This is a genomic window from Cellulomonas soli, assembly GCF_013409305.1.
In the GTDB taxonomy this organism is placed as follows: domain Bacteria; phylum Actinomycetota; class Actinomycetes; order Actinomycetales; family Cellulomonadaceae; genus Cellulomonas; species Cellulomonas soli.
Map to the genome: position 1 here is coordinate 2241864 of NZ_JACBZJ010000001.1, position 14654 is coordinate 2256517.

A 14654-nucleotide genomic window follows, 5' to 3' on the forward strand; every position below is an offset into this window, starting at 1 on the left:
TCGGCCCGAGTGGGTGGCCGGGCTCAGGGCAGCAGCACCGCGCGGGTGAGGTTGCGGGGGTGGTCCGGGTCGAGGCCGGCGGCCAGGGCGCGGTCGACGGCGAAGCGCTGGGCGACGACGAGCTCGGCGAGCGGGTCGAGGTCGCTGCCCAGCACGCGCGCGCCGGTCGCGGTGACCTGCGGTCCGAGGCCGTCGGGCAGGGGCCCGAGCGACCACACCGCGCGGCCTGGCTCGGCGATCGCGAGGGGTCCGTGGCGGTAGTCGGTCGCGGGGTAGGCCTCGACCCACAGCTGGGCGGACTCGCGGGCCTTGAGGGCGGCCTCCTGGGCGAGGCCGACGGTCCAGCCCTGGCCGAGGAACGTGACCTGCTGGAGGTCGCGCAGCCCGGTGACGGTGCGGCGCAGCGCGGTGCGGGCGTCGGCGACGGCCGCCGTCAGGTCCTCGCCGAGGTGAGCGCGCAGCAGGGCGAGCGAGGTCGTGGCGAAGCGGGTCTGCACGACGGAGCGTTCGTCGGCGAACCCGAGGTCGACGGCCGCGTCGGCGAGCCGGGCCGCGGGCAGCTCGGTGCCGGTGGTGAGCACGACAGACGGGGTGGGCAGCGCGGTCAGCAGGTCGCAGATCTCGGTCGTCGTGCCCGAGCGGGTGATCGCGACGAGGCGGTCGTAGCGGCGGGTGCGCGGCATCTCCGAGGCGGTGAACGCGTCGGTCTCGCCGTGGCCGGCGGCCTCACGCAGGGCCGCGTAGGCCATGGCCATGAACCAGCTGGTGCCGCAGCCGACGACGGCGACGCGCTCGCCGGGTTCCGGCAGGCCGCGCTGATCGGGCGCCAGGGCGGCGGCACTCTCCCAGCAGTCGGGCTGCGAGGCGATCTCGGCGAGGACGTGCGCGCCGGTGCGCGCCGTGGGCGCGGTCATCGGGCGCCCGCGGTGGCGCACGTGCGGTCCGGGTCGTCGAGCAGGCTCGCGTCCAGGTAGGTCGCGGCGGCCTCGTCGAGCAGGACGGTGACGTCGGGGTGGGTCTGCAGGGCCGAGCCGGGGCAGATCTCGTCGACCGGTCCGGTGAGGGCGGCCGCGACGACGGGCGCCTTGTCGCGACCGGTGACCACGAGCAGCAGGCGTCGGGCCTGCAGCACCGTGCCGATGCCCTGCGTGACGGCGTGCGTGGGCACCGCGTCGACGTCGCCGCCGAAGAACCGGGCGTTGGCGGCGCGGGTGCGCGCGGTGAGCGCGACGACCCGGGTGCGCGAGGCGAACGACGAGCCGGGCTCGTTGAACGCGACGTGCCCGTTGTGGCCCAGCCCGAGGATCTGCAGGTCGACACCGCCGCGCGCGACGATCGCCGCGTCGTAGGCGTCGGCGGCTGCGGACGGGTCGGCCGCGGTGCCGTCGGGGACGGCGACGCGTGCCGGGTCCAGGCGCAGCGGTCGGACCACGGTGCGCCGGACGACGGAGCGGTAGCTCTCCGGGTGGTCGACGGGCAGGCCGACGTACTCGTCGAGCGCGACCGCCGAGAGGCCGCCGAGGTCGAGGCCGCCGGCCACCCGTGCCGCCAGGGCCGCGTAGACCGGTTCGGGGGACGAGCCGGTGGCCACGCCGAGCAGCAGGTCCGGGGTGTCGCGCACGGCGGCGGCGACCAGGGCGGCACCGACCGTGCCGATGCCGGCACGGTCGGGCAGGACGTGGATCCTCAACGGTTCTCCTTCGGGTCGCTCGCACGCGGCGGGCGTGCGGCGGTGTCGGGGGTCTTGCTCCCCAGGCGCTGGTGGAAGCCGGGGAACACGTCGTCCTCGGGCCGCAGGCCGCGTGCCCGCGCGAGTGCGAGGGCGAGCAGCTGCAGCGGGACGACGGCGGGCAAGGCGGTGGTCACGGTCGTTGCGGGGTCCGCACCGGCGAGGACGTCGCGGGTCGCGGGCAGGTCGACGCGGACGACGTGCCGCGCCCCGGCCTTGCGGTCGGACGACGCGGCGTCGGTCGACGTCGTGCCGGTCACGGTGGTCGGCGGTGCGGCGAGCGGGGAACCTTCGCCCGCGCGGATGTCGAGCACACGAGCGCCGAGGTCGCGGACGAACGCGACGAGCGCGTCGGCACGGGCGCCGAGCGGCGACTCGTCGCCGACGACGACGAGCAGGCTGCCCGCGGTCAGTGCGAGGTGCGGTCCGTGCAGGAACTCCTCGACGTCGTGCACGGTGACGGGCAGGCGGGAGACCTCGAGCACCTTGAGCGCTCCCTCGGCGGCCACCGGCCACCACGGACCCCAGGTGACCACGGGCACGCTCGTCGGACCGTCGGTGCCGACGGGTGCGTCGACGGGTGCATCGACCTGCGTGTCGACCAGGGCGTCGACCAGCGGTGCGGCGTCGTCGAGCACGGCCTGCAGGTCGTCGGGCAGCCCGTCGAGCCCGGCGGCAGCGACGGGCGTCCCGTCGAGCGCGAGCCCTAGGGTGTGCAGCGCGACGACCGTCGCCGTGAAGCCCTTGGTCTTCGCACCGACCGGCTCGGGACCGCAGGCGATGTCGAGCACGACGTCCGCGGGCACGTCCCCGCTCGGCGGCCCGCCCGTGACCAGGACGGTCGGCGAGCCGAGCGAGCGGGCGAGCGCGAGCACGCCCCGGGTCCCGGTGCTGCGCCCGCTCTGGGAGATCCCGACGACCAGGGTGCCGGGCCCGAGCACGAGGTCGCCCGGGTGGTGCAGCACGTCCGTCGGGATCATGGCCCGCACGGTGCGCCGGGCCGACCAGGGCGTGCTGCCGGCGAACGAGGCCGCGGCCAGCACGGCCGCGTGGTGCGACGTCCCGGAGCCGACGAGCAGCACCTCGGCCCACGGGCCGCGGCCGAGGCGGACGAGCGTGTCGTCCATGCGCGGCCCGAGCACGTCGAGCTGGTGCCGGACGACAGCGGGCTGCGCCCGGGTGAAGGCGGCGACGGTCGCGCTCACCGCACGGGCCCGGCCGCATGCCTGCCGGTGACGACCTCGACGTGCAGCGGGCGGTCGGTGCGGGCGGCCACGAGCACCCGGCGGCCGGGCACCCGGTCCTCGCCGTGCACGTAGGTGAACAGCTCGCCGTCGTCGAAGCGCGGCGGCACGTCGGCCAGGTGCCCGCTGACGCGCACGCGCAGCTCGTCGGCGCCGGTGCGCAGCACGAGCTCGTCGCCGCGCAGCCAGCCGACGTCCGTCAGCCGGGGGTGCGGCTCGACGCCGTCGAGGTCGCCGTCGCCGAGCACGAGCTCGAGGCCGACGGCCGTGCTCACACCCGCGAACGTGAGGTCGACCGTGACGCCGTGGTCGGTCGGCCGGACGTCCGCACGCGTGGTCAACCGCAGCTCCGAGCGGGGACGGAACGGGAAGTCCATCTGCGCGAAGAAGCGACCCTCGTCGGTCAGCGGGTAGTCGCCGTCGGCCCGTCGCAGCGGTGCGGGCAGCGGCTGGTAGTACCCGCTGACGCGCTCCTCGACGAGGGTGACGTGCGTGCCGTCGACGTCCATCCGGTCGGGGCGGAACGCGCCGGTGTCGAAGAACTCGGGGGAGATCCGCAGCGCTCGCAGCCGGGCGTCGCCGTGGCGCACCTGCAGCACCGTCGCGCTGTTGGCCAGCCCGGAGGCGATGCGGCCGGTAGCCCGGTGGTCCGAGCCGCCGAACACGGTCGTGGTGGTCGTGCCCGACCGGTGACGGACGAGACCGACGGTCGGCCAGGCCGTGGTGCCCTCGGGCGCCGGTGCTGCTTCGGGCAGGTCGCCGACCAGCACCGGGTCGACGAGTGCCTCGGCCAGGTGCCGCGAGGCGTCGGGCGGTCCGGCGGCGAGCCCGAGGGCGACGAGTCGGGCCAGCGAGGCGTCGCCGTCGTGCACGGCGAACCAGCGCAGCTGGCTGAGGAACGCGTGCACGCCGAACGTCTCGCGCTGGTCCTGCCGGCGCGACTGCACGGTGACGACCTCGCCGTCGTCGTCCACCAGGGACGGCAGCGTGCGCAGCTGCGCCCGCACGACGTCGCGCAGCGCGGGCCGGTCGAGCAGGCGGGCGATCGTCAGCAGCGCGGGGTTGGTCACGTAGGCGGCGTAGTTGGGGCTGCGCTCGGAGTAGAAGCCGTCCGCGTCGATGTCGATGCCCTCCGACAGCCACTCGTCGATGCGGGGGACGAGCCGGGGGTCGCCGAGCACGTGGTGCAGCCCGGCGAGCGCGCTGCACAGCTCCCAGCGGTGGTTGGGGGTGTGCACGCCGCCGGTGACGAGCGCGTCGACCGAGCGCGCCGCGAGCGCGCGCAGCCGGTCGGCGACCCCGGCCGGACCGGCCGACTCCCCGGCCCGCGCGAGGACCTCGAGCGTGAGGCACACGTCGTTGAGCGTGAAGGAGCTGTCCGGCGGCGAGACGAGGTTGTCCCCGTCGAACAGGCCGGTCGGGCCCTGCTGCGCCTCGAGGTGGTCGAGCAGCGCGCCGATCACGCTCGCCCGGTCGGGGTCCGGTCCGGTCGTCACGTCGGCCAGGACGAGCACCTTGACCGCGCGCATGGTCTCGCGGTGCGGCAGGTCGGCCGGGACGCCGGCGGCGAGGGTCGTGACGAGCGCGTCGGCCTCGCGTGCCGTGGTGGCGGTGAGCAGGTCGAGGTAGGCGGTCCCGCGCACGCGTCAGTCCTTGAGGCCGGAGTTCAGGTCGGCGCTCAGCACGTACCGCTGGGCGACGAGGAAGAGCAGCGCGAGCGGCACGATCGAGATCACGGAGGCGGGCAGCAGCACCGTCCAGTCGATGTTCTCTGCGCCGACCAGGCTGCGCAGCGCGACCTGCAGCGTGAACCGGTCCGGGTCCGAGAGCACGATGAGCGGCCAGATGTAGTCGTTCCAGCGCCACTGGAAGCTGAAGATCGCCAGGGTGATCGCGATCGGCTTGGCCAGCGGCAGCATGATCCGGAAGAAGATCGTCAGCTCGCGTGCGCCGTCGATGCGGGCCGCGTCCATGAGCTCGTCGGGCACCGTCAGGAAGAACTGCCGGAACATGAAGATGCCGCTCGCGGTGACGATCGAGGGCACGATGATGCCGGCCAGGGTGTCGTACAGCCCGAGGTCGCGGATGACCGCGAACGTGGGGGTCAGGATGACCTCGGTGGGCAGCATGGTCGTCGCCAGGATGCAGATGAACAGGACGTTGATCCACCACGCCTTGTACTTGGCCAGCGCGAAGCCGGTCGCGGCGCTGAAGAACACCGTCAGGGTCGTCGTGATCGTCGCGACCAGCAGCGTGTTGCGGAAGTACAGCCCGAAGTCGACGCGGTCCCAGGCCTCGGCGTAGCCGTCGAACGTCCAGGTCTCGGGCAGGAAGGTCAGCGGGTAGCGGAACAGCTCGCCGCCCGGCTTGACGGAGCTGAGCAGGAACCAGATCAGCGGGAACGCGAAGAGCGCGACGAGCACCCACAGCGCGATCGTCGGCGGGGTCGCGCGCGCGATGCGGACCCGGCGGGGGACGACGCGGCGACGCAGGGGCGGACGTGCGGCCGCGGGGGCGGCGTGGTCGGCGGTGGTGGTGGTCTCAGAAGTCACGGGTGGCCCTCCGTTCGAAGCGCAGCTGGACGAGGGCGATGACCAGGAGGATCGCCATGAGGACCATGGACACGGCGCTGGCGTAGCCGACCTGCGCGCGGTTGAACCCGGTCTCGTAGATGTACTGGACGATGAGCCGGTTCTCGGTGCCGGGACCGCCGCCGTTGAGGGCCTGCACCATGGCGAACTCCTTCATCGACCCGATGGTGGTCAGGAGCACGACCATGAACGAGGTCGGGGCGATGCCCGGCAGGGTGATGGCCCGGAACCGCTGCCAGCCGTTCGCGCCGTCGAGCTGCGCGGCCTCGTAGTACGAGCGCGGCACGTTCCGGATCGCCGCCATGAACAGCAGCATGTTGAACGCGGTGCTGGCCCACGCCGAGGCGAGCAGGACGACCAGCAGCGAGAGGTTGGCGTCCGAGGCCCAGGCGACCGGCCCGGCGCCGAGCCGGCCGAGCGCGTAGTTGACGAACCCGAAGCTCTCGCCGAACAGCCAGCGCCAGATGACGCCCGTGACGATCGGGGAGACGAGCCACGGGACGAAGAACACGATCTTGGCGGCGGCGGTCCCCTTGGCGTGCACGTTGACCAGCAGCACCGCGATGGCCAGCGAGACCACGTAGGTCAGCGGCACGGACAGGACCACGTACAGCCCCGTGCGGGTCAGCGCGGAGTAGAAGTCCTGGTCGACGAACAAGTCCTGGTAGTTCTGCAGCCCGACGAAGTCCATGTCGCCCAGGCCGCGGTAGTCCGTGAACGAGTAGGCCAGGCCGAGGGCGCCGGGCCAGACGAAGAACAGGGCGAAGAGCACGATCGTCGTGCCGGTCAGGAGCAGCGGTGCCAGCGTGTGGCGGCCGTAGGGGCGCCGACGCCGGGTCCGTGCGGCGCTCGCGGGGACGGTCGTCGCGGGCGCTGTCGTCGCGGGCGCTGCCGCCGCGGCGGGCGGCGTGGTCTGCTCCGTGTGTGCGCGCACTGGGGCCATGGTCATCCAGTCCTCCGGACGGGTCGGGTCGTGCGGGTGCTGCTGTGCTGCGGGGGTGCGGCAGGGCCGGCGCGGCCGAGGGGGGAGCGGCGCCGGCCCTGCCGGGTCATTCGCCGTAGGCGTCGGTGGTCTGGTCCCCGATGGCCTGCACGGTGGTGGCGAGGTCCTGCTCGTCGTTCAGGTACTTGACGGTCTCGTCCTTGAGCGGCTCGAACTCCAGGACGCGGCCGGCGAAGCTGTTCTCCAGGGCTGCGGTCGCCTGGTCGCCGGCGATGGGGTCGGACGCCTCGATCTCGGCGTAGAACATGTCGAACGCGTCCGCGTCGGCGGTGTAGTCGACCTCGAGGCCCGTCTCGGCGGGCAGGAACCCGGAGATCTTCGACAGCTCGGCGTAGTTGGTCGGCTCGTACAGCCAGTTGATGAAGTCGAGCGTCTCCTGCTCGACGCCCGTGCCGTCGAACGCGACCATCCAGTTGGTGCCGAGGTTGGTGGCGCGGGTGGTCTGCGCGGGCATGAGGGAGGTCGTCCACTCGAAGTCGGTGATGTTCTCCGAGAAGTCGGTGACCTGCCAGACGCCCGAGTAGTAGGCGGCGACCTGCCCGCTCTTGAAGAGAGCCGACGGGTCCTCGCCCGAGAGCCACACCGACTTCGGCATGATGTCGTCGTCGTTCAGACCCTTGAAGTACTCCAGGGCCGTGGCGCCCTCGTCGTCGAGCGCCCAGGTCCCGTCGGCCTGCTCCTGCACGCCCTGGGAGCCGAACTGGTACATGAAGGAGCGCAGCCGGTGCGCCGAGGCGTCCATGACCATGCCGTACTTGGCGCCCGTGGCCGCCTTGACCTGCTCGAGCGCGGCGACGAACTCGTCCCAGGTCCACGGGGTGTCGTCGACGCCGGGGTAGGCGACCCCGGCCTGGTCGAAGAGGGACTTGTTGAGGAAGAGCCCGACCGCGGTGAGGTCGCTGGGCAGGGCCTGCACCTCGCCGTCGGCGTTCTCGACGAGCAGGGAGTCCATGACGCCGTTCTGCTCGGCGATGTCGGTCAGGTCGAGGATGCTGCTCGACCACAGCGGGTCGACCTCGGAGGCGCGGGCGAGGGCGGGCAGGTCGCCGGCCTGGGCGCCGGAACGCAGCCGGGTGACGAGGTCGTCGTAGGGCACGTCGACGATCTCGACGTGCACGCCGGTCTCGGCCTCGTACTTGTCGGCCATGGCCTGGTAGCCACCGCCCTGGTTGGCGTCGCCCGACAGGACGAACTCGAGCGAGACGGGGTCGTCGCCGTCGGAGGCGGTGGCGCCGCCGGCGCACGCGCTGAGGGCGAGCAGGCCGACGAGCGCCGCCGTGGCGAGGGGGAGCTGAGGGAGCTTCACGGTTCTCCTGTGCGGGTCGGGAGGCGCCGGCGGGGGTCCGGGGCCACGTGCGGGGGACGGGTGTCGTGCGGTTCGTGCGGAGCGGTGCGGGGGGCAGTTCGGGGGGAACTTCGGGGGGCACTTCGGGGGACCAGCTGCGGCTCCGGCGGGGATGGCCGGTGTCCGTGTGAGGCCTTTGCTATCAGTGCGATGGGAAAGCGGTCAATCCCCGTTTCGCCCGTCACGCACGCTCGAAACAAGGAATTAACACGAGGAGACCGCCCCCGAAACGCCCGGCTCAGGGACTTGTCGGAGGGCTTCCCGGCATGGTTGCATCTCACACTGATAGGAAAGTGGAAGGAGGAATGGACATGAGCAGCACGGCCGCACGGACGGCGACGACACGGGTCGTCACCGACATCAACCGGACCGCGATCCTCGACGCGCTGGCCCAGCACGGACCCCAGACCCGGACCGCGCTCCGGGAGCGCACCGGCCTGAGCCCGGCCACCGTCGACCGGCTCTGCACCGCCCTCGAGCGCGAAGGGCTCGTCGTGCGCGCCGGCGTCGAGAAGTCCTCCGGCGGGCGCCCCTCGACGCTCTTCCGCTTCGCCGGCGAGCGCCGCGTCATCGTCACCGCCGAGGTCACAGCGCACGTCTCCCGCGGCCTGCTCGTCGGGCTCGACGGCTCGGTCTCCGACCGCGTGGAGCGCTCCTACGGCCCCGACGCCGACCCCGACCGCCGCCTGGACGAGACGCTCGAGCTCGTCGCCGCCCTCGTCCGCGCGGCCCGCGCCGGCAACCGGTCCTGCCTCGGCGTCGCCCTGTCCGTCCCCGGCGTCGTCGACGACGACGGCCGCGTCTCCAACTCCGCCGAGCTCGGCTGGGAACGGCTCGCGGTCGGCTCGATCGTCGAGCACCGCACCGGCCTGCCCACCCTCGTCGAGAACGACGCCAACGCGATCGCCGTCGGCGAGTGGACCCAGGGCGTCGGCGCCGGCACCGACAGCCTCGTCTCCGTGGTGCTCGGCGTCGGCCTCGGCGCCGGCATCGTGTCCCAGGGCCGCCTGGTGCGCGGCGCGCGTGCCGGAGCCGGCGAGATCGGCTACCTGCTCGCCGGACGGGACGCCTTCGACCGGCTGCACACCCGGCAGGGCGACCTCGAGTCCCGCATCGGCGCCCTCGCCGCCCGGTACCAGGGCGAGCGGGGTCCGCTCGGCACCGCCGGGCTGCTCGACGCCGCCGCCGCCGGGGACGCCGCCGCGCTGCCGCTCGCCGACGAGCTGCTCGACTACCTCAGCCTCTCGATCGCCGCCCTCACCACCGTGCTCGACCCCGAGGTCGTCGTCCTGTCCGGCCAGCTGCCGCAGGACACCGCCTGGCTGCTGCACGGCGTCGAGGGACGCCTCACCGGGCGCATCCCCTTCCCGCCGAAGGTCGTCGTCGGAGCCCTCGGCGCCGACGCACCGCTGCTCGGCGTCGGGGAGCTCATGGCCCGCCGGACGAAGGGATCTGTCTACCTTGCCTGACCAGAGCACCGCCCTGGCCACCGCCGTCTCCCACGTGGGCGTCGACGTCGGCGGCACCAAGACGCACGTCGCCGTCGTCGGCACCGACGGGAGCCGGCAGGACGCCGTGCTGCCCTCGGCCGGCTGGCGCCGCGGCTCCACGTTCGACACCCTCGAGAACTTCGACCGGCTCGCCGCCACCGTCGACGCCGTCGCCCCCGGCTGCCTGCACACCCGGGTCGTCGTCGGGCTGCACGGCCTCGACACCGCCGAGCAGCGCCGCATCGCCCGCACCGAGCTCGCTGCCCGGTCCCGGGGCAGCGTGCAGGTCGTCAACGACGCCGAGCTGCTCGGGCCCGCAGCCGGGTACGCGCAGTGCATCCAGCTCATCGTCGGCACCGGGGCCATCGCCATGGGGGTCGACGTGCACGGCACGCTGCTCACCGCGGACGGCTACGGCGCGGTGCTCGGGGACGACGGCAGCGCCCCGGCGCTCGTGCGCGAGACCGTCCGGGCCGCCATGCGGCACGCCGACCTGCACGGCGAGGCCGCCGCGCTCGCCGACCCCGTCGTCGCCGCGCTCGCCTCCGCCTACCGGGCAGCGAGCGTCGCCGACCTCGCACTCGCCGTCAGCACCGAGGACGCCTACGACTGGGGCCGGCACGCCCCGCTCGTCTTCGCCGCGGCCGCAGCCGGGTCCGCGGTCGCCCAGGGCGTCGTCGAGTCGGCCGCCGAGGCGCTGACCAGGGACGTCCTGGCCGTCCGGAGCCGTGGCGCGCTCGGTACGGTCGTCGTGGCAGCCGGCGGGGTGATCACGCACCAGCCCGGCCTGCAGCAGGCGTTCGCCGAACGCCTCGCCCGTCACGACCCGGAGCTGACCGTGCACGTGCTGACCGTCCCGCCCGTCGAAGGTGCCCTCGTCCTCGCGGCCGCCCTGTGAGCGTCTCCGCGCGCCTGCTGGCCGACCTGTCCGCCCCGCTGCCCGGTCGCGGGGCGATCCCGCCGCGCGCGCACCTGCGCACCGACGCCCCCGCGCAGCTGCTCGACGGCACCTGGCAGGTGCGCGTGTGGCCCACGCCCCGGCACGTGCCCGACGAGGAGAGCTGGCTGACCGACGAGACGCCCGACGGCGCCGGCTGGTCGCCCATCCCCGTGCCGTCGCACTGGGTGCTCGAAGGGCACGGCTCACCGGCCTACAGCAACCTGCAGTACCCGTTCCCGATCGACCCGCCGTTCCCGCCCGACGACAACCCCGTGGCCGACCACCGGCTGGTCCTCACCGCCGACGACGCGCTCGCCGGCCACCCCACGCTGCTGCGGTTCGAGGGCGTCGACAACGCCGCGACCGTCTGGCTCAACGGCGTCGAGCTCGGCACCACGCGCGGCAGCCGCCTGACCCACGAGTTCCTCACCACCGGCATCCTGCGGCCCGGCACGAACGTCCTCGCGGTGCGCGTCGCCCAGTGGTCGGCCTCGAGCTACCTCGAGGACCAGGACATGTGGTGGCTGCCCGGGGTGTTCCGCAGCGTCACCCTGCTGGCCCGCCCGGCCGGCGGCGTGCGGGACGTCTTCGTGCACGCCGGCTACGACCACCGCGACGGCTTCGGCACCCTGCGCGTCGACGTCGACCGTGAGGACGGCGCCGCCGGACCCGCGCTGCTGTCGGTCCCCGCGCTCGGCCTCGTCGACGTCGCCGTCGGCACCGAGCACCGCGTACCCGGCGTCGCGCCGTGGTCCGCCGAGACGCCCGTGCTGCACGACGCGACCGTACGAACCGGCACCGAGACCGTGCACCTGCGCATCGGCTTCCGCACCGTGCACGTCGAGGACGCCACCCTGATGCTCAACGGCCGCCCGCTGCTGCTGCGCGGCGTCAACCGGCACGAGCACCACCCGGTGCACGGCCGCGTGCTGCCGCCCGAGACGGTGCGCGCCGAGCTGGAGCTGATGAAGCAGCACCACGTCAACGCGATCCGCACCTCGCACTACCCGCCGCGCGCCGACCTGCTCGACCTGGCCGACGAGCTCGGCTTCTACGTGATCCTCGAGAACGACCTGGAGACGCACGGCTTCGCGCTCGTCGGCTGGCGTGGCAACCCCAGCGACGACCCGCGCTGGTTCCCCGCGTACGCCGACCGGATGTGCCGGACCGTCGAGCGGGACAAGAACCACTGCTCGGTGCTCCTGTGGTCCCTCGGCAACGAGTCGGGCACCGGCAGCAACCTCGAGGCCATCGCCCGCTGGACCCGGCGGCGCGACCCCGACCGGCTCGTGCACTACGAGGGCGACTGGGACTCGACCTACGTCGACGTGTACTCGCGCATGTACGCCACGACCGACGAGGTCGCGGCGATCGCCGCCGAGCCGCCCGCCGACCGCTTCGCCGACCCGATCCGCCGGCACCGGCGCGAGCTGCCTTTCCTGCAGTGCGAGTACGTGCACGCCATGGGCAACGGGCCCGGCGGGCTGCGCGAGTACCAGGACCTGTTCCACGCGCACCCGCGGCTGGCCGGCGGGTTCGTCTGGGAGTGGGTCGAGCACACCCTCGACGGCGGACCGACCGCGGACGGCACGGGACGGCGCGGGCTGTACGGCGGCGACTTCGGCGAGTCCGTGCACGACGGCAGCTTCGTCGTCGACGGCCTCGTGCACGCCGACCGCACCCCGGGCCCGGCGCTGGCCGACCTCAAGGCCGTGTGGGCGCCCGTCGCCCTGACCCTCGCCGACGACCTGTCGACGCTGACGGTGACCAACCGGTACCACGCGCTCGGGCTCGCGCACCTGGCGTTCACCTGGTCGGTCGCGGGCGCTGAGGGCGCGGGGGGTGCCGCCGGCACTGACGCCGGCACCGGCGATGCCGACGGCACTGACGTGCCGGTCGAACCTGCCGACGTCTCCGGCGAGATCGACGTGCCCGACGTGCCCGCAGGGGAGAGCGCGATCGTGCCGCTCGCCCTGCCCTCCCACCTCGAGGGCCGCACGGTCACGGTCACGGCCAGTACCCGGCACGCCGGGGGCAGTTGCCCGGCCGGGCACGAGGTCGCCTGGACCCAGCGCGTCGTCGCGCCCGCCCCGGCGGGTCTGCAGGGACCCGCGGTCGTCCCGTTCGAGGAGGAGTCGCTGCTGCGCGTCGGCCCGCTCGCGGTCTGCACCCGCACCGGCCTGCCCGTGCGGCTCGGCGACCTCGCGCTGCACGACGTCGCCGTCGGCCTGTGGCGCGCACCGACGGAGAACGACCGCGGGGTCGGCTGGGACGAGCCCGACCTGCCGTCCGTCGCGGACCGCTGGGCGGCCGCACGCCTCGACGACCTGCGCAGCCGCCTGCTGTCGATCACCACCGACGGCCGGGCGGTCGTCGTCCGCACGCGCGTGGCACCCCCGGTCCTCGACGTCGGGGTCGACTGCACCTGGCGCTGGACGTCGGACGGCGACGTCGTGCTGCTGGACCTGCAGGTCCAGCCGTTCGGCAGCTGGCCGTGCGACTGGGCGCGCGTCGGCGTCGACCTGTGCCTGGCCGCGCCGACCGACGAGGTAACCTGGACGGGCCTGGGCCCGGGCCCGCAGTACCCCGACACCGGGTACGGCGCACGCCACGGCACGTTCACCGCCGACCGCGACACGTTTGCCGTCCGCACGGTGCGCCCGCAGGAGCACGGGGCCCGTCGGGTCGACGACGCGAGCGTGCGCACGGGCGACGGCGGGCTGCGCGTGCGAGGTTCGGGCGTCTGGCTGACGGCCCGGCCGTGGGACCGCCACACGGTCGCGACCACCGGCCACGACCACGACCTGCCGCCCGCGGCTGCCACGTACGTGTCCATCGACGCCGCCCTCAGCGGGGTCGGCACGGCGTCCTGCGGCCAGGGCGTGCTGCCCGCCTACCGTCTGCCGGCCTCCCGGCAGACCTTGCGCGTCCTGCTGGAGCCGCTCGGACCCGTGCGGTGAGGCTGCGGTCCGACCCGGTCGTCCGGCTGCGCGCGCTCGTCCTCGCGGCCTACTGCGTCAACGGCTTCTGCCTGTCCGCCTGGAACGTGCGGCTCGCGGCCATCGGCGAGCAGACCGGGCTGGACGCGGCCGGGCTCGGACGGTTCCTCATGGCCGGGGCGATCGGCACGCTCGTCACGATCCCCGTCGCCGGGCGCTGGGTCGCCCGGGCGGGCTCGCGCCGGGTCTACGGGCTCGCGACCGTCGGGTTCGTCGTGGCCTACCTCGCGCTGGCCGCCGCGATCGCCCTCGGCGCCGTGTGGCCGCTGCTGGCCGCCAACGCCCTGCACGGTGCCGCGTTCGCCCTGACCAACGTGCCGCAGAGCGTGCTGGGCACCCAGGCCGAGCGTCGCGTCGGCCGCTCGATCCTGTCGCAGTTCCACGCGGCGTACTCGATCGCCGCCGCGCTCGGTGCCGCGCTCGGCGGGCTGGCCGCCACCGCGGGCCTCGGCCCGGCGCCGCAGCTCCTGGCGCTCGCCGTGCTGGCCGGTGCGGCCCGGACCGCGGTGTGGTCCGGGCTGCGCGGAGCTGGCACCCTCGACCCGCTGCCCGCCCGCCCCGTGCCACCGTCCGGACCGGACGAGGAGCCGACGCCGCGCGGGCGGCGCACCGGGGTCTGGCTCGAGACCTCGACGCTGCTGCTCGGCACCGTCGTCTTCGGTGCCGCGCTCTCGGAGGGGGCCGCCAACAACTGGATCACCCCGACCCTGATCGACGCCTTCCCCGTCGACGAGGGCACCGCGGCGACCGCCGTCTCGGTGTTCCTCGTCGCCCAGACGCTCGGCCGGATCGCCGGCGGGCGGCTCGTCGACCGGTTCGGGGCGACGGTGGCGCTCGTCACCTCCGGGCTCGTCTCGACGGCCGGGGTCGTCCTGTTCGCCGCGGCGCCCGTGCTGTGGCTGTGCTGGGTCGGCGCCGGGGTCTGGGGCCTGGGAGCGGCGCTGTCCGTGCCCGTCGCGATCTCGGTCGCGGCGCGGGGCGGGGACGCACCGACCCGGATCGCCGCGGTCACCTCGCTCAGCTCGCTCGCCAACATCGCCGGGCCGCCGCTCATCGGCGCCGCGGCCGACGCCGTGGGCCTGCGATGGGCCGTCGGCGCCGTGGGCGTCGTGCTGCTCGCCGGGGCGGTCGCGGGGCGGTTCGCCGCTCGCGACCGCCGCCCTCGGATCGCGCCGGTGCGCGCAGAGCCTCAACCGGTCGACGCCGCCGGCTGACCGCGTCGGCCCCGACCCGGCACACGCGGCGGCACGCTCCCCCGGATGGCTGAACGGGGGGCCGGACAGGCGCCCGGCCGAGTGAAGCACCGGGCGAAA

Annotated in this window: 11 protein-coding genes; 4 read left to right on the plus strand and 7 right to left on the minus strand. The window is 74.4% G+C overall.

Annotated features, from left to right (window positions below; genetic code table 11):
• Window positions 1–23: 23 nt before the first annotated feature.
• The 7 genes from BKA22_RS10425 to BKA22_RS10455 form a co-directional block, all read right to left on the minus strand.
• Window positions 24–914, minus strand: coding sequence for an SIS domain-containing protein (locus tag BKA22_RS10425; RefSeq protein ID WP_146953611.1), 891 nt, complete (start codon window positions 912–914; stop codon window positions 24–26).
• A complete protein-coding gene (locus BKA22_RS10430) occupies window positions 911–1690 on the minus strand; it encodes a glucosamine-6-phosphate deaminase (protein ID WP_146953610.1) in 780 nt (259 codons plus the stop codon). The genes BKA22_RS10425 and BKA22_RS10430 overlap by 4 nt, the downstream gene beginning before the upstream one ends.
• Window positions 1687–2934 (minus strand): SIS domain-containing protein, encoded by a 1248-nt coding sequence (locus BKA22_RS10435; RefSeq protein ID WP_146953608.1) that lies wholly within the window; start codon window positions 2932–2934, stop codon window positions 1687–1689. The genes BKA22_RS10430 and BKA22_RS10435 overlap by 4 nt, the downstream gene beginning before the upstream one ends.
• Window positions 2931–4616 (minus strand): hypothetical protein, encoded by a 1686-nt coding sequence (locus BKA22_RS10440; protein ID WP_146953606.1) that lies wholly within the window; start codon window positions 4614–4616, stop codon window positions 2931–2933. Before BKA22_RS10440 ends, BKA22_RS10435 begins: the two co-directional genes overlap by 4 nt.
• Before the next feature lie 3 nt (window positions 4617–4619).
• Window positions 4620–5525, minus strand: coding sequence for a carbohydrate ABC transporter permease (locus BKA22_RS10445; RefSeq protein ID WP_223203640.1), 906 nt, complete (start codon window positions 5523–5525; stop codon window positions 4620–4622).
• Window positions 5515–6498 carry a carbohydrate ABC transporter permease gene (locus tag BKA22_RS10450; protein ID WP_223203639.1) on the minus strand — a complete coding sequence of 328 codons (984 nt, stop codon included), beginning with the start codon at window positions 6496–6498 and terminating at the stop codon, window positions 5515–5517. Before BKA22_RS10450 ends, BKA22_RS10445 begins: the two co-directional genes overlap by 11 nt.
• A 115-nt stretch (window positions 6499–6613) precedes the next feature.
• Window positions 6614–7873: an ABC transporter substrate-binding protein gene (locus BKA22_RS10455; RefSeq protein WP_146953604.1), complete on the minus strand. Its 1260-nt coding sequence runs from the start codon at window positions 7871–7873 to the stop codon at window positions 6614–6616.
• Between the two features lie 350 nt (window positions 7874–8223).
• Between BKA22_RS10455 and BKA22_RS10460 the strand changes: the two genes are divergently transcribed.
• From BKA22_RS10460 to BKA22_RS10475, 4 genes are read left to right on the plus strand one after another with little or no spacing between them, the layout of a single operon-like run.
• Window positions 8224–9381 carry an ROK family transcriptional regulator gene (locus BKA22_RS10460; RefSeq protein ID WP_223203638.1) on the plus strand — a complete coding sequence of 386 codons (1158 nt, stop codon included), beginning with the start codon at window positions 8224–8226 and terminating at the stop codon, window positions 9379–9381.
• On the plus strand, window positions 9374–10300 hold the full coding sequence (locus tag BKA22_RS10465) for a BadF/BadG/BcrA/BcrD ATPase family protein (RefSeq protein WP_179561737.1): 927 nt from the start codon (window positions 9374–9376) through the stop codon (window positions 10298–10300). The genes BKA22_RS10460 and BKA22_RS10465 overlap by 8 nt, the downstream gene beginning before the upstream one ends.
• Entirely contained in the window at window positions 10297–13302 is a 3006-nt protein-coding gene (locus BKA22_RS10470; protein ID WP_223203637.1) for a glycoside hydrolase family 2 TIM barrel-domain containing protein, read from the plus strand. Before BKA22_RS10465 ends, BKA22_RS10470 begins: the two co-directional genes overlap by 4 nt.
• Window positions 13299–14555 (plus strand): MFS transporter, encoded by a 1257-nt coding sequence (locus BKA22_RS10475; RefSeq protein ID WP_179561738.1) that lies wholly within the window; start codon window positions 13299–13301, stop codon window positions 14553–14555. Before BKA22_RS10470 ends, BKA22_RS10475 begins: the two co-directional genes overlap by 4 nt.
• Window positions 14556–14654: the final 99 nt, after the last annotated feature.